12 protein-coding genes are annotated in these 16,047 nt (G+C 65.9%); 7 read left to right on the top strand and 5 right to left on the bottom strand.

The features are described 5' to 3' along the window. Positions 1-148 precede the first annotated feature (148 nt). The 3 genes from H7A19_12570 to H7A19_12580 all read left to right on the top strand — a co-directional run bounded on the left by H7A19_12570 (position 149) and on the right by H7A19_12580 (position 4,478). Positions 149-1,930, top strand: a complete 1,782-nt coding sequence (locus tag H7A19_12570; protein MCP5475659.1) for an arginine--tRNA ligase — start codon at positions 149-151, stop codon at positions 1,928-1,930. Between the two features lie 82 nt (positions 1,931-2,012). Continuing rightward, positions 2,013-2,600 (top strand): SPOR domain-containing protein, encoded by a 588-nt coding sequence (locus H7A19_12575; GenBank protein ID MCP5475660.1) that lies wholly within the window; start codon positions 2,013-2,015, stop codon positions 2,598-2,600. Between the two features lie 279 nt (positions 2,601-2,879). Further along, a complete protein-coding gene (locus H7A19_12580; protein MCP5475661.1) occupies positions 2,880-4,478 on the top strand; it encodes an electron transfer flavoprotein-ubiquinone oxidoreductase in 1,599 nt (532 codons plus the stop codon). 530 nt (positions 4,479-5,008) lie between these two features. Here the strand turns inward: H7A19_12580 and H7A19_12585 are convergent. From H7A19_12585 to H7A19_12600, 4 genes are read right to left on the bottom strand one after another with little or no spacing between them, the layout of a single operon-like run. Further along, entirely contained in the window at positions 5,009-6,556 is a 1,548-nt protein-coding gene (locus H7A19_12585) for a response regulator (GenBank protein ID MCP5475662.1), read from the bottom strand. Then, on the bottom strand, positions 6,553-7,062 hold the full coding sequence (locus H7A19_12590; protein MCP5475663.1) for a GTP-binding protein: 510 nt from the start codon (positions 7,060-7,062) through the stop codon (positions 6,553-6,555). Before H7A19_12590 ends, H7A19_12585 begins: the two co-directional genes overlap by 4 nt. Next, positions 7,059-8,744, bottom strand: coding sequence for a hypothetical protein (locus H7A19_12595; GenBank protein MCP5475664.1), 1,686 nt, complete (start codon positions 8,742-8,744; stop codon positions 7,059-7,061). Before H7A19_12595 ends, H7A19_12590 begins: the two co-directional genes overlap by 4 nt. 24 nt (positions 8,745-8,768) lie before the next feature. After that, complete coding sequence (locus tag H7A19_12600; GenBank protein MCP5475665.1) at positions 8,769-9,425, bottom strand: hypothetical protein; 657 nt, start codon at positions 9,423-9,425, stop codon at positions 8,769-8,771. A 137-nt stretch (positions 9,426-9,562) separates the two neighbouring features. On the opposite strand from H7A19_12600, the gene H7A19_12605 reads away from it, so the two are divergent. From H7A19_12605 to H7A19_12620, 4 genes are all read left to right on the top strand, one after another. Continuing rightward, complete coding sequence (locus H7A19_12605; protein ID MCP5475666.1) at positions 9,563-10,924, top strand: FAD binding domain-containing protein; 1,362 nt, start codon at positions 9,563-9,565, stop codon at positions 10,922-10,924. A 346-nt stretch (positions 10,925-11,270) separates the two neighbouring features. Next, positions 11,271-13,559, top strand: a complete 2,289-nt coding sequence (gene xdhB / locus H7A19_12610) for a xanthine dehydrogenase molybdopterin binding subunit (GenBank protein MCP5475667.1) — start codon at positions 11,271-11,273, stop codon at positions 13,557-13,559. Continuing rightward, positions 13,556-14,455, top strand: a complete 900-nt coding sequence (locus H7A19_12615) for an XdhC family protein (protein MCP5475668.1) — start codon at positions 13,556-13,558, stop codon at positions 14,453-14,455. The genes xdhB and H7A19_12615 overlap by 4 nt, the downstream gene beginning before the upstream one ends. A gap of 200 nt (positions 14,456-14,655) precedes the next feature. After that, positions 14,656-15,054 (top strand): DUF3224 domain-containing protein, encoded by a 399-nt coding sequence (locus H7A19_12620; protein ID MCP5475669.1) that lies wholly within the window; start codon positions 14,656-14,658, stop codon positions 15,052-15,054. A gap of 49 nt (positions 15,055-15,103) precedes the next feature. On the opposite strand, the gene bioH is transcribed toward H7A19_12620, so the two are convergent. Beyond that, positions 15,104-15,889 carry a pimeloyl-ACP methyl ester esterase BioH gene (bioH, locus tag H7A19_12625; protein MCP5475670.1) on the bottom strand — a complete coding sequence of 262 codons (786 nt, stop codon included), beginning with the start codon at positions 15,887-15,889 and terminating at the stop codon, positions 15,104-15,106. Between the last annotated feature and the right edge of the window lie 158 nt (positions 15,890-16,047).

The following is a 16,047-nucleotide window of genomic DNA, read 5'->3' on the forward strand; positions in this document are numbered from 1 at the left end:
TCCCGAGTCCCGAGTCCCGAGTCCCGAGTCCCGAGTCCCGAGTGCCCCGTGCCCCGTGCCCCGTGCCCCGTGCCCCGGATCCCCATTGAAGCGCTGCTTCAGGCAAGGCTGTTATTCTCTGCCACCTTTTTCCGTCCAGTGACTCCCAGTGAAAGAGCATTTGCAGGAACTCGTGATGCAGGCGCTGCTCGACGTCCGTCGCAAGCAGCAGGTGGAATTGCCTGAGACCCCCGAGTTTGCCATCGAGCGCACCCGCCAGAAGGACCATGGCGATTTCGCCACCAACGCCGCGCTGGTGCTGTGCAAGGCCTTGGGCATGAAGCCGCGTGATCTGGCGCAGGCCATCGTTGATCATCTGCCGGAGTCCAGGCACGTGGAAAAGGTGGCCATCGCAGGCCCCGGCTTCATCAATTTCACGCTCAGCCGTAGTTGTCTGCTGGGCACCCTGCGTCGGGTGCTGGAACGGGGTGAGGCCTATGGCAGCAACGAGCCGGACGAAAACGAACACCTCACGGTCGAGTACGTCAGTGCCAATCCCACCGGGCCGCTGCATGTCGGCCACGGTCGTGGAGCCGCCTTCGGCGCCAGCTTGACCAACATCCTCGAAGCCTGCGGCGTCAAGGTGCAGCGCGAGTATTACGTCAATGACTACGGTCGGCAGATGGACATCCTCGCCACCAGCGTCTGGCTGCGCTATCTGGATCTCACCGGCAATCCGGTGCGCTTCCCGGACAACGGCTACAAGGGCGATTACGTTGTCGATGTGGCCCGCACCCTCAAGCATGCGCACGGCGATCGCTTCCGCCGCAGTCCTTTCGAGGTCACGGCCAATCTGCCGCCCGACGAAAGCCAGGGCGGCGACAAGGAAGCGCATGTCGATGCACTCATCGGCCGCGCTCGCGAGCTGCTCGGGGCAGATGACTTCGACCTGATCTACAAGCTGGCGCTGGACAGCCTGCTGGGCGCCATCCGCGACGAACTGCTGGCCTTCAACGTGCGCTACGACAACTGGTTTTCCGAGCGCAATCTGGCCGAATCGGGCGCTGTCGACCGCGCCATCGAGCGGTTGACGCGTCTGGGCCACATGTACGAGAAGGACGGTGCCAAGTGGTTCCGGGCGACCACCTTCGGCGACGAGAAGGACCGCGTGGTCATCCGCGAGAATGGCCAGAGCACCTATTTCGCCTCGGACATTGCCTATCTGCTGAACAAGTTCGAGCGCGGCTTCACCAAGGCCGTGTACGTGCTCGGCGCCGATCATCATGGCTACATCGCGCGCCTGAAGGCGGCGGCCAGCGGGCTTGGCCTCAATCCGGCCAATGTCGAGATCGTGCTGGTGCAGTTTGCGAAGCTCTACAAGGACGGCAAGGAAGTGTCCATGGGCAAGCGCGAAGGCAACTTCGTGACCCTCAAGGACCTGCGTACCGAGGTCGGCACCGATGCCGCGCGCTTCTTCTATGTGATGCGCAGCCACGAACAGCACCTGGATTTCGATCTGGAACTCGCCAAATCGCAGAGCAAGGACAATCCGGTGTACTACGTGCAGTACGCCCATGCCCGCATCGCCAGCGTGTTCCAGAAACTGGCCGAACAGCGACAGACCCACAACCGTTCGGCCGGCGATGCCGCCCGCCAGCAGCTCAGCAACGAACACGAGCTGGATCTGCTGAACCTGATGCTGCGCTATCCGGAGACGGTCGAGCGCGCCGGCGAACAGCGTTCGCCGCATCTGGTCGCCAACTATCTGCGTGAACTGGCTGCCGCGCTGCATGGCTATTACGACGGCGCCCAGGTCAAGATTCTGGTCGAAGACGATGATCTGCGTAATGCCCGACTGAATCTGCTGCTGGCGGTCAAGCAGGTGCTGGCCAACGGCCTTAGACTGCTGGGCGTATCGGCGCCCGAGCGGATGGAAAGGCAGGAGCCCTGATCACGGGTCAGCCAGAAGCCACAAGCCGGCCGGCGGCCGCCGCTATGCTGGCAGTGCATCAAGGACAGGACGCGGAAACATCATGGCCAAGGGCAAACAAGCAGTACGCGGCGGCGGCAGCGCGCCTCTGCCGTTCTGGGTATGGCTGCTCACCGGGTTCGCGCTCGGTGTTGGCCTGTCGATGTTCTTCATCCTCCGGGATGGCATGCCCGCTGCCGGGCCGCGCCCGAATCCGGCCGCTGAATCCAAGACCGATGGCGACAAGCCACTGGTGGAACTGGCGGCCGGCGACAGCCGCTCGCGCGAGGCCGAAACCAAGAAGCCCCGTTACGATTTCTATTCGGTGCTGCCCGAGATCGAGGTGGTCATCCCCGACGCCGAACTGACGGCGCAATCGCAGAAGCCGCCGGAGCCGGTGGCTCCCGGTCCCGCCGCGCGCATGTTCCTGCAGGTGGGCAGCTTCAGCAATTCCGGCGATGCCGAAGCCTTGAAAGCGCGCATGGCGCTGCTCGGGGTGCAGGCGCAGGTGACGCCAGTCAAGATCAACGACCGCACCTGGCATCGCGTGCGCGTGGGCCCGTACAGCGACGCCCGCGCCATGGAGAGCGCCAAGCGTGAGCTGGCGGCAGCCAGCATCGAGGCCATCGCGCTGCGTGAGACCGGGGGTTGAGCCTAGCCGCCCCTGGCGGTGCGCTTGTTCGGGCATCGAACAGGGGGCGGGGGGCAGGGGGCAGGGGACCCACGTCGCGGCACGGTCAGATCATGCGTCGTGGTTGGACCCCTGCCCCTTGCCCCCTTCCTTTCTGCTTTTCCTTGGCGTCCTTCGCGTCCTGCTTTTTGGCTCCAGGCAAGTCCAAAGCCCGGTTTTCGCCGACGACCAGGGCGTTACACGCCGCGAGCGCGCAGGCTGCCTATACTCGGGCGTATTGAAATGAAGGAGCCCAGCGCCATGAGCGAACGCGATGTGATGCAGTACGACGTGGTCATCGTCGGTGCCGGGCCTGCCGGATTGGCCTGCGCCATCCGCCTGAAACAGCTCAAGGCCGAATTGTCGGTCTGCGTGATCGAGAAGGCTTCGGTGGTGGGCGCCCAGATCCTGTCTGGTGCGGTGATCGAGCCGCAGCCCCTCGATGATTTGCTGCCCGGCTGGCGCGATGCGCCGCCGCCGATCTGCGTGCCGGCCAAGCGCGACGAATTCCGGATGCTCACGCGCACCCGGGCGTGGTCGATGCCGACGCCGCCGCAGATGCACAATGCCGGCAATTTCATCGTTTCGCTGTCGGCCATGTGCGCCTGGATGGCGCCGCAGGCCGAAGCGCTCGGCGTGGAAATCTTCCCCGGTTTTGCCGCGGCCGAGAGTCTGATCGATGACGCTGGCAAGGTCATCGGCGTGCGCATCGGCGACATGGGCGTCGCCAAGGATGGGTCGCACAAGGCTGAATACACCCAGGGTATCGATATCCATGCCGGTGTCACCATCCTCGCCGAGGGCGCCCGCGGCCATCTGACCAAGCAGCTGGTCAAGCGTTTCGAGCTGGATGCAAACAGCGATCCGCAAACCTATTCGATCGGCATCAAGGAGCTGTGGCAGGTCAAGCCGGGCACCGCCGAAGCCGGTCTGATCCTGCACACCATCGGCTGGCCCATGGACAGCGCCACCTACGGCGGCAGCTTCCTCTATCACATGGATCAGGATCGCATCGCGCTGGGCGTGGTTTGCGGGCTGGACTACAAGGATCCGCTGTTCCAGCCCTACGAGGCCTTCCAGCAGTGGAAGAATCATCCCTACATCAAGCCTCTGCTGGAGGGCGGCTCGATCATGTCGGCCGGTGCCCGCGCCATCGTCACCGGCGGCTACCAGTCATTGCCCAAGGTGGAGATGCCCGGTGCCATGCTGATCGGTGACACCGCCGGCCTGCTCAATGTGCCGAAGATCAAGGGCACGCACCAGGCCATCCGCTCGGGCATGCTGGCCGCCGAGCACTATGCCGAAACCGGGCGCGCCGAGGGCTGGGATGCCAAGTTGCGCGGATCGGCGGTCATGAATGAGCTGCGCAAGGTGCGCAACATCAAGCCCGGCTTCAAGAAGGGCTTGTGGGCGGGTCTGGCCAATGCCGGCTTCGAGACGATCACGGCCGGCGCCAGTCCATGGACGCTGAAGAACAAGGCCGACTACGCCCAGCTGCGCAGCGTCGACAGCTACGAGAGCCCCAACCGCCACTGGGGCGAGCGTACGCTGCCGCCGCGTGATCGACTGCAGGGCGTTTACTACGCCAGCACCGCCCACGAGGAAGACCAGCCGGTACACCTCAAGGTGGCCGACACCTCGATCTGCATCGACCAGTGCGCCCGTGAGTACCAGAATCCCTGCACCCGATTCTGCCCGGCCGGCGTTTACGAGATGGTCGAGGAAGAGGGTGGCAAGCGCCTGCAGATCAACGCCTCCAACTGCGTGCACTGCAAGACCTGCGACATCAAGGATCCCTACCAGATCATCAACTGGGTCACGCCCGAGGGCGGCAGCGGGCCGAATTACCAGAACCTTTGAGGCTGGTTGCTGGTTGCTGGTTGCTGGTTGTCGGTTGTCGGTTGTCGGTTGTCGGGACTCGGGACTCGGGACTCGGGACTCGGGACTCGGGACTCGGGACTCGGGACTCGGGACTCGGGACTCGGGACTCGGGACTCGGGACTCGGGACTCGGGACTCGGGACTCGGGACTCGGCCTTTGTGGGTCCAGACAAGTCTGGACCTACGAATGCCGGCGCTTGCGGCTGCTTCCGCATTCTGTGGGAGCGGACTCTGTCCGCGATGGCGGCGCCTGCCGTCACGTAGTCCGCTGCGCGGCCAGATGACCCACGGCGGATCGCGCGCGTCGGACTCGCTCTTTCCGACACCGACACCAACAACCGACACCGGCTTCCCCGCACCGACACCAACAACCGACACCGGCTTCGCCAGCCCTGCCGTCGCGGACAGAGTCCGCTCCCACGGTAGGCTTGTGCTTCTCCCCGCGTCCTCCGCGTCCCCGCGTGATTCGGCTCCGACCAGCCACCGACAACCAGCAACCAGCAACCAGGCTCAAACCGGCAAGGCATCCAGTGATTGCTGCATCCAGCGCAGGAAGCGGCGCATGTCCAGCGGTTTGGCGAGGAAGCCGTTGGCACCAGCCTTCTCGGCGGCAGCGCGGGTGCGGGCGTCGCTGGCGCCGGAGAACACGATGATGGCGCCCTCGTATTCCTTGAGGCGCAATTCCTGGGTCAGCAGCAAGCCGGAGCGCGTGCCCAGATCGACGTCGATGATGATCAGTGCCGGATCGAAGGCCGCGGTTCGGGCGTGCAAGCGGTCGGCATCCTGCAGCGTTTCCGTGGCGTAGCCGAGCTCGCGCAGCGACCACTGCAGCAATTCGCAGATGTCCGGATCGTCGTCGACGATCAGCACCCGGCGGTTGCTCAGGTTCAGCGCCGGCTCGTCGCCGCTGGGCGCCAACACGATGGGAGTGGGCTCCTGGGTCTGCTCTGGCAGGTGCACGTGCACGCGGGTGCCGACGCCGGGTGCCGAGCTGAGCTTGAGCTCGCCGTCCATCGATTCGACCAGTTGGCGCACGATCGACAGACCGAGACCCGCGCCCTCACGGCCTTGCTGGGCGCCACGGTTGAGGGGCTCGAACACCCTTTGCTGGTACTCCGGGGCAATGCCGATGCCGGTGTCGGTGACCACCAGATCGATCGCTTCGCCATCCCAGCTGAGTTCGGCCCGGACCTCGCCAGCCTGGGTGTAGCGCACGGCATTGGACAGCAGGTTGACCAGGATCTGGTGCAGCTTGATCTGATCGAAGAAGGGCATGCGGGTGCCGCTCGACTCGGCACTGACCTTCAGCTCCAGACCCTTGCCATCTGCCATCGGCCGGATGATCAGCTCGATGTCCGCCGCCAGATCCTCCAGCGCGAAAGCGTGCCGCTCGACTTGGGCATCCGGGTGTCCCTGGCGGGCCAGCTCCAGCAGATTCTCGGCCAGGGACCTGAGATAGACGGCATTGCGCTGGATGGCTCCCAGTGCCCGATGCAGCGGCGTGTTGTTCTTCAGATGCGGTTCCAGCAGTGCGGCATAGCCGCTGATCGAGGTCAGCGGCGTGCGCAGATCATGCGCCGGCGTGTCGATCAGACGTTGCTGGAACTGTTGCGTCTCCAACAGCGAGCGCTCGCGCGACTCCAGCTGCTTGCGCACCGATTTCAACTCGCGGATGGTGCGCGATTTCTCGATGCTGGCCAGGGCCGACTCGTTGGCCTGCTGCTGGCGCTCGGTGAGCTCGGCATTGCACAGATCCGAGTCGGTCATGACCACGTGGCTGAAGGGCTGGTCGGGAATCCAGTGCAGCGCCACATGGTGGCCGCTGTCGATGGCCACCAGCGGCCACAACAGGGGCTGCGAGTCGTCGGCTCCGACCTTCATGTTGGACACCAGCTCCAGTATCGGGGCCAGCTGGTCGGTGGCCAGACCGTAGTGGGCAGCATTGCCCTGCAGCTCACGAACCTGACCTGCGGCATCAATGCTGATCACCAGCGGCTGCGCCCGGTCGATGAGATGGCGGGTGAGCGCATCGGCGACCTTCGGTGGGTAGCGCTTCACGCTTCGCCTCCGAGCAGCAGTCGACCGAGTTCGGAGAAAGCCGCCTCCACGCCCTCGCCGTCGAGGGCACTGGTCCTGAAGGTGGGCAGGCTCTGCTGCAGTCGGGAAATGTCGCTGGCCGATACCTCCCAGCGATCGATCAGATCGAGCTTGTTGACCATCAGCACCACCGGTACGCCAGGCAGCTGCTTCTGCGATTGCATCAGCAGATACAGTGCAGCACGCAGACTGGCCTCGCGGGTACCGTCCGCCACCAGCATCAGTCCGTGGGCCCCACGAATGTAGCTGCGATTGAGGCTGTCGAGCTCGGACTTTCCGGCCAGATCCCACAGCACCAGCTTGACCGCGCCACTGCCCTCGATCTCGACGCGCTTGCTGTCGACCTTGACGCCGACGGTGGTCAGATACTTCTCGGAGAAGGTGCTGCGCACATAGCGCCCGACCAGGCTGGTCTTGCCGACCGCGAAATCCCCCAGCATGCAGATCTTGCGGGCGACTTCAGTCATGGGGCCGGCTCCAGTTGCACTTCAGCCGTGGCCGCCGGCGTGCCCAGACCCTGGTCATCAGTTTCAACGATGAACACGTCGGGCGGTATCCCCTGACTCACGAGTACCTCCTGCAAGGCCTGTGCGCGGGCTGCACGCAAATCGGCGTTGAGCTTGTCACTGCCGCCGTCATCACTCCAGCCCCGCAAGCGGATTATTGCGCCTATTTCATTGTCACGTGCCAGCGCCAGTGCTTCCCGCAGTACTGTCGCCAGCGCCTGGGCCGCGGGCAAGGCAAGGGGCTCCAGCTGACTGCGTCCGCGCCGAAATGGAATCGGGCGTGCGGCGACGTCGGCCTGCAGGGCTCTCAGGCGCGCCAGATCGGCGGCATCGGGCGTCACCGTGAGCGCCGAGACGTCGATGCTGATCACCCCAGGCAACCACGGGCCCAACTGCTGCAGTCGCTGCACCCAGCTGCGCTCGGCGCTGCCTGTCACCTGCAAGCGACCTTCGCGGAAGTTGAGCTCGGTGCCGACCGCCGGCTGCAGCAAGCGCCGCGCGCGGGCGGCCACCAGCGGCTCGTCCAGCGCCAGGAAGGATTGTTCCTCGATCTCGACCTGATCACTCGGAAGGTCAACCAGGTCCGCCAAGGCTGCGCTCGGCTCCGAATCCGGATCGCGCAGCAGCTTGAGCTTCCAGACGCCATCGTGATCCAGGGTCAGCAGCTGCCAGCCGGGCATGGCCGTCACCGCCGCGCGCAGGCGCTGGCCGGTTTCGGCGCGCTGCCAGCGCTGGTAACCGAGCGCGCCCAGCAGTCCGAGCAGGAGCAGCAACAGCAGGATCATCGGCCAGCGCGGTGGCCGTACGACCTTCGGATCGACATTGCTCAATTGCGACATGGCATCGATGCCGAGTACACGCGAGGCTTCCAGTTCCCAGTCAAAAGCCTCGCCGGCCGCATCCTGTTCCCGATGCAGATCCTCCAGCGCCGTGCGCAGATGCGCCGACAGCTCGCTCGGCGGCACGCCCTGGATGAAGCAGGCCAGCACCGCGCGCGGGCCCTCGTAGACCTGCAGCAGGTGCTCGCCGATCGTCGCCGAGGCCAGCCCGGACTCCGTGTCCTGATCGGACTGCACCGAGTCACGCACGAAATCGCCGATGGCGGTGAGCATGCCGGCGATGGCGTCGGCATCCAGATCGGGCAGTTCCGGCGCGGTGTAGCGGTGCAGCAGCAGGCCCGATTCGCGCTCGATCAAGAACAGATGATCGATGCGATAACGCAAGGTGTGCTTCATCACCACCTGGGAAAAAGGCACGCCGGTGCGCCAGGACTCCAGCCGCCAGCGCAGGCCGCGTGGTGTCAGGCTGTGGTCCAGTGCTCGATTCAGATCCGCGGCAAAAGCCCGCAGCGCCTCGGCAATGGCCTTGCGGATGGACGGGCCAATGATCGGAAACAGCGCATCGACGATGCTGCGGCGGTCACGGCGCACGGCGTCGGCCAGCGAGGCTGCCACCACCGGTGCCAGCACCCGGTGCAGGGACTCGCGGCGGGCGCCGCTCTCGACCTGATCGAGCATCTCCGGCAGCCGATCCGGCAGATCGGTCTGGGCCTGCTGCAGGGCCTCGATGGCCGCCCGCTGTTGTTGCAGCTCGCCCTGCTCGGGAGCCAGCAACAAAGTCCGCAGGCGCTCAAGCTCGCTCATGCCGGATCCGGGCAGGGCTCAGCCTCAGCCGCGCGCGGTCGGAAGTTCGAACTCGCCGTTGAGGCGCAGGGCCACCTCCGTCAGCAGCGCCGCCAGATCGCTGCGGCCGACCTTGTCCTTGCGCACCTCCTGGTCCGAGCGCGACAGCGCGGCGTTGATCTCGCTGACGCGCGTGGCCAGCAACTGCCGCAGTTCTGCCAGCGATTCGCGCTGGCGTTCATCCTTGGCCGACAGATCCGCCTCCAGCGCCTGCAAGCCACCCTGCAGCTCGCCGCGCAAGGTGCGCTGGCCCTGCTGCATGCGCGTTTCCAGATCATCCAGGCTCTGGGTGCGGTCGCTGACTTCCTGGCGCAGCAACTTGCCAAGCTTCTCGAACTGGTCATCGACGCGCTTCTCCAGCTGCGCCAGTCGCTTGTCCAGATCATTGTGCAAGCGCTGGCTCTCGCTCTCCAGGCGCTGCGACAGGTCCAGAAAGCGGCGTTCGTAATCACGCATCTGGCCACCGAACAGGATGTCGCGGATCTGGTCGACGTTGTTGGCGCTGTCATTCATGGGTGTACTCCGGCGGATTTCGGGCTTGGCTGCTGCAGCGGGCGCGGCGGCCTCTGGACTGGCGCGCGCAGGCGCTGGCTTGGACTGGGTCTTTGCAGCGGTCTTGCTGACGCTTTTCTTGCTGGCCATGCCGTGCCCTCGCCCGATCATCGCTATGACCCCGTCAAGTTAGCGCAATCCGGGTGCGCGTGGCCATCGAATCGCTTGTCGGCGATGGCTTGACAGCATCGCGGCCGACGCTGATCGTCCGGCTCATGACTGCTCCGATGCTAAGACTGAACCAGCGCGCCATCGATCTCAGCGAGGTTGACCCGGCCGAATCCCTGCTGCGCTGGCTGCGCCGCCAGCAACGCCTGACCGGTACCAAGGAAGGCTGCGGCGACGGTGATTGCGGTGCCTGCACCGTGGCCTTGCTGGAACGCGATGAGCAGGGGCGCGGGCGTTATCGCGCCGTCAACGCCTGCCTGTTGCCGATGGGTCTGATGGCCGGACGCGAAGTGCTGACCGTGGAAGCGCTGGCCGATGGCGATCGGCTGCATCCGGTGCAGCAGGCCATGGTCGACAGCGCCGGTTCGCAATGTGGTTATTGCACACCCGGCTTTGTCATGAGCCTGTTCGCCGGTTATTACGACGGCGAATTCAGTGATCACGTCATCGAAGGCAATCTCTGCCGTTGCACCGGCTATCAGTCCATACGCCGAGCTGCCGCCAGCCTGGCGGCGCTGACGCGCGAGCCCGACCGCTTCAGCGATTGCCTGCAGCGCGGGCCCGAGGCTGGCGACCAGCCGGCGGCGCCCGGCGGCTGGCATTCGCCGACCACGCTGGCGCAGGCGCTGGCGCTGAAGGCCGAGCATCCGGACGCTCTGTGGATCGCCGGGGCCACGGATCTGGGCGTGGCCCTGAGTCGGGGCTTGCCGCTGCCGGCGGGCCTGATTGCGGTCGATCGGGTGCGGGAACTGCATGAGTTGCAGATCAGCGAGCACAGCGTACGCATCGGTGCCGCCGTCCCGCTGTCGCGTCTGGAAACGGAGCTGGCGGGGGTGTTCGCGGCGCTGGACCAGATGCTGCCCTGGTTCGCCGCACGCCAGGTCAAGAACCGGGCGACGCTGGGCGGCAATCTCGGCAGCGCCTCGCCGATCGGCGATCTGCTGCCCTGGCTGCTGGCGCATGAGGCGGTGGTCGAGGTGCAAAGCGCTGCCGGGGCCCGGGAACTGCCGATCGACGGCTATTTCCTCGATTACCGCAAGACTGCGCTCAGGCCGGAGGAGCTGATCGTGGCCGTGCGGGTACCGCGCAGCTCAGCCATCCAGGCCGCCTACAAGGTCGCCAAGCGCCAGACCGACGACATCAGCATCGTCGCCGCCGTGTATCTGCTGGCACTCGACGATCAGCGCCGCGTCACGCACGCCCGGCTGGCCTACGGTGGCGTCGCCGCCATCCCGCGCCGCGCCGTCGCCGTCGAGCAGTACCTGCTCGGCCGGGTGCTCGATCCCGACACCGTCGCTGCTGCCTGCGAGTTGCTGCGTCAGGAATACACCCCACTCAGCGACCACCGCGGCAGCGCCGACTACCGCCGCGCTCTGGTCGCCAGCCTGTTTGCCAAGTTCGTCGAGGAGCAGGTGCGATGAAGCTGAACTGGGGCGCATCTTGGGGGAAGAGCTTTGGACGCGAAGGACGCAAAGGACAAGCAGAAAGGACGCGAAGAAGAGCGAAGGATTCATCGGTCAGGGGCGATGCGAGTTTCGCGCTGCGGACGACTGCATGTCGACATTCTTGTTCCGATCAACGACCAGGTGGCTTCGGCGCGCCGGCCGCTGTCTTGATCGACTCTGAACCCCGCCAGCTCGGAGCTGAGCGACCGTTCCTCAACAACACCTTGAGCCAACTCGTCCATTTCCCTTCGCGTTCTTTCTGCTTTTCCTTCGCGTCCTTCGCGTCCGAGTCTTTTCCCCACACTCGCCCGAGTACCCACCCATGAAGCACGAGAGCGCGGTGGGGCATGTGACGGGGCGGGCGGTCTATACCGATGAGCAATCGATGCCGGTGGGGCTGCTGCGCTTGTGGCCGGTGCAGGCACCCTTTGCGCATGCCGAGATCCTCGGCATCGACGCCAGTGCGGCGCTGGCCGTGCCGGGCGTGCACGCCGTACTGACGGCGGCCGACATCCCCGGTGTCAACGACACCGGCCCGATCAAGCACGATGAGCCGCTGATCCCGGCCGATCGGGTCAGCTACCACGGCCAGGCGGTGGCCTGGGTGGTAGCCGGCGACACAGCCACCGCCCAGCGCGCGGCGCAAGCGGTGAAGGTCGAATACCGCGAATTGCCGGCTTGCCTCAGCATCGATCAGGCCATCGCCGAGCAGCGCTTCCACCTGCCGCCGAGCCGCATCGTCCGCGGCGATGTCGATACCGCGATGGCGGCGTCTTCCCACCGGCTACGGGGCGAGGTGCGCTGTGGCGGTCAGGATCATTTCTACCTGGAAACCCATGCCAGCTGGGTCAGCATCGATGGCGATGGGCTGGTGCAGATCGTGTCCTCGACCCAGCATCCCTCGGAAACCCAGGCGATCGTCGCCCATGTGCTCAGCTTGCCGTCCAACCGCGTGGTCTGTCGCTGTCTGCGCATGGGTGGCGGGTTTGGCGGCAAGGAGACCCAGGCCAACGCCTTTGCCGCCGTCGCGGCGCTGGCGGCGCAGCGCAGCGGGCGGGCGGCGGCGATCCAGCTGCCGCGCATGCTGGACATGCAGCTGACCGGCAAGCGCCATCCCTTCCTCGGCCGCTTCGAGGTCGGTTTTGATGCAAACGGTTTGTTGCAGGCGCTGGAGGTGGAACTGGTTGCCGATGGCGGCTGGAGCTGCGATCTGTCGCCGCCGGTGCTGATGCGGGCCATGGTCCATGTCGACAACGCCTACTACCTGCCGCACGTGCGGGTGATCGGGCGGATCGCGGCGACGAATCTGCCGTCGAACACCGCCTTCCGCGGCTTTGGCGGGCCTCAGGGCATGCTGGTCGGCGAGGAAATCCTCGATCGCGTCGCCCGCCACCTGCAGCTGCCGCCCGAGCAGGTGCGTGAGCGCAATTTCTACCGGCCCGATGCGACACCCGAGCGCAACACCACCCACTACGGCCAGCCGGTGGTCGACAATCATCTGCCGCAGCTGTGGGCCGAACTCAAGCGCAGCAGCGCCTTCGACCGCCGCCGCGCCGAGGTGGCTGAGTTCAACCGCAGTCACCCCACGCGCAAGCGCGGACTGGCGATCACCCCGGTCAAGTTCGGCATCTCCTTCAACAAGACCGAGTACAACCAGGCCGGGGCACTGCTGCTGATTTACCAGGATGGCAGCATCCAGCTCAATCACGGCGGTACCGAGATGGGTCAGGGCCTGCACACCAAGATGCTCGCCGTCGCCGCGCGCACCCTCGGGGTATCGGCCGGGCGGATCCGGATCATGACCACCAGCACCGACAAGGTGCCGAACACCTCGGCCACCGCCGCCAGTTCCGGCTCCGATCTCAACGGACAGGCGGTGCGCAATGCCTGCCTCACCGTGCAGGTGCGGCTGGCCGAACTGGCCGCGGCCCGGCTGCAGTGCGAGCCGGGCGAGCTGCGGTTCGAGCAGGATCAGGTTTACGTCCATGACCGCCCCCGGGGCGAGCGGCTCAGCTTCGAGGAACTGGTGCGCGCGGCCTACAGTGCCCGCATCAGCCTGTCGGCCACGGGCTACTACCGCACCCCGCTGATCCACTGGGATCCGCAGGCCGGGCAGGGGCATCCCTTCTACTATTTTTCCTACGGCGCCGCAGTCAGCGAGGTCGAGATCTGCGGCCACACCGGGGTGCCCCAGCTGCGTCGGGTGGACTTGCTGCATGACGTTGGCGAGACGCTGAACGAGGGCATCGATCGTGGTCAGATCGAGGGCGGATTCGTGCAGGGGTTAGGCTGGCTCAGCTGCGAGGAGCTGTGCTGGAGTGCCGGCGGCCGTCTGCTGACCGATGCCCCCAGCACCTACAAGATCCCGACGGTGGCGGATGTGCCGCTGGATTGGCACCTGGACCTGTACCGGCGCCCGACCGATCCCAGCACCGAGGTGATCTTCGGCAGCAAGGGCGTGGGCGAGCCACCGCTGATGCTGGCACTGAGTGTGCGCGAAGCGCTGCGTGATGCCGTCGCGGCCTTCGGTCGCGGTGGCGCGGTCACGCTGGACTCGCCGGCGACGCCGGAAGCCATCCATGCCGCCATTGCCCGAGTGAAAGCGGCTTGAGCGAGCGTCTGTTCGTGCGTCTGGCAGAGCGTCTGTGCTCGGCGCCACAGGTGCTGGCCAGCGTGCTGCACACCCGCGGTGCCACCCCGCGCAAGGCCGGCGCGCGCATGTTGATCGGAACTGCCGACAGCGAGTTCAGCATCGGTGGTGGCCTGGCTGAGGCCCGCGTGCTGACGGCGGCGCGCAGCTTGCTGATCGCTGCCGAGCGATCCTCGTTGCTGACCATTGACCTCAGCGGTGGCGTCGACTCCGCAGGCATTTGTGGCGGACAGATGCAGATCGCGCTGCGGCGCTGGGAGGGTGCCGCCGATCTGGCCCGCGCCACGGCCATCGCCCGCGATTTGACGGCCGGCTTCGGGGTTGCATTGACTGCCGACGATATCGGCGACCCCAGGGGGGCGCGGTACCTTCCGTCCGATCCCCGCTTGCTGATCGTGGGCGGCGGCCACTGCGGCCTGGCCCTGTATGAACTGGCACTACACCTCGACTTCGAGTTGTGGCTGTTCGATCCGCGGCCTGAGTACGCTGATCCGGCCCTGTATCCGGGAGCCACCGTGCGCGGGGGGGCGTACGCTGGCCTGGCTGAAGCCATCGACACCCGCCGGGCCATCCATGCGGTGCTGCTCAACCGCGATTTCGCCAGCGATGTCGCGACCCTGCGGGAGCTGGCCGGTGCCGATTTCGCATTTCTCGGCATGATGGGCAGTCGCAAGCGCATCAACGCTGTGCTGGCGCAGCTCAGCCCCAGGCAGGCGCAGCAGCTGGCGCAGCTCAAAGCGCCGGTCGGATTGGAGATCGGCGCCCAGACCCCGCATGAAATCGCCATCAGCGTTCTTGCGGAGCTGATTCAATCCCGATCCACGCAACGCTCAGGCGGGCTCGAAAGGCTGGCGTGATGCGTCGCCCCTGGCGACTGCCGAGCGCTGGTCCCGCCCGGTCCACGCCCTCTTGTCTGCGGCCGGCAATCCGGTCAGGATGACAGTCCATGCAGCATGGTTCCCCCTCGATGACGCTTCGACCTTCGGTTTTCCTGGCGATCGCGCTGGGTCTCATGAGCTTGCATCCGACCACCACCTTTTCGCAGGAAATCGAGCGCATGACCGCTGTTGCCAAGGGATCCTTCACCGTCGAAATGGCGCCGCAGGGCGAGCCCGAAGTCGCCGATGGCGTCGCGCTGGGCCGCATGGCGCTGAACAAGGCTTTTGTCGGCGATCTGGAAGCAGTCGGTGTCGGTCAGATGCTGACGGCACTGACGCCGACCAAGGGCTCTGCCGGTTACGTGGCGATAGAGCGCGTCAGCGGCAGTCTGCATGGTCGCAAGGGCAGTTTCGTGTTCCAGCACAGCGGCCTCATGAACGAGGGTGCCCGGCAGCTGTCGATCAGCGTGGTCCCCGGATCGGGCACCGGCGAACTGGCGGGATTGGCTGGAACGTTCACCCTCGAGATCGTCGATGGCGAACACCACTACCAGTTCGAATACTCCTTGCCGGAATGACGTGCACCCGTCGCGCCGTTCTTGCTGAGTACGTACGCGCCTCGACGTCTCAACGGGACTGATCGACCGCTCTGCCGGGGATCTGCCCGGCCCAGCGGACCAGGGCCGCGGCGACCTCGTCGGCATGACTCAGAAATGGTGCGTGACCGGCGCGATCGATGCGCAGGAACTGCCCATCTGCTGCCTGATCTGCCGCGAGCTGCAGAGCTTGCCAGGGCACCAGCCGGTCGCGCTGGCCCCCGATCCACAAGCTCGGCAGCGCCAGTCGCGGCAATTCGGCGCGATGATCGGTGTCGGCCAGCAGCGCCAGACCGTCAACCAGGATGCGCGGATCGCAGGGCGGCCTTTCCGCCAGTCGCTGGCGCAACCAGCGGATTTCCTGTCGAGCGCCGGCATCGCCATGGACTTCCAGTGCCAGAAAGCGGTCGATGGTGGCGCCGTAGTCCTGCGCCAGATCGGCAGCGAACTGTTCAAATACGCTGGGCGCGACGGCATGCGGCCAGTCGCCCGCGACCACAAAGCGCGGCGAGGCCGCCATCGACACCAGACCGCGCACGCGCTCGGGAGCGCGCGCCGCCGCCTCGAGCGCGAACAGACCGCCGAGTGACCAACCCAGCCAGATCGCAGGCGGCAGCAGCGCCAGCAGGCGCTCCACCGTGGCGTCAAGCGCCAATCCGTCCCGCTCCTCACTCAGGCCATGACCGGGCAGATCGACGACATGACATTCAAAGTGGGCCCCGAGTCGGTCCAGCAGCGGCGCAAACACACCGCCATGCATGGCCCAGCCATGAATCAGTACCAGGGGTGGGCCGCGGCCGATGATGTCCAGATGCATGGTCAGGCGGAAAAAGGGAAAGGGAAAATGGAAAAAGGTGAGAGCGCGAGAAGGCGAGGTCTGGGGCAGGCAGCTTGTCGTGAAAGTAGGTCACGTTGACCGCGCAGCGGTCTACGTGACACTGGTCTGGCGATGTCATCCGGGCCATGAATCGTGAT

The sequence above is a fragment of the Rhodanobacteraceae bacterium genome (genome assembly GCA_024234055.1).
GTDB lineage: Bacteria > Pseudomonadota > Gammaproteobacteria > Xanthomonadales > SZUA-5 > JADKFD01.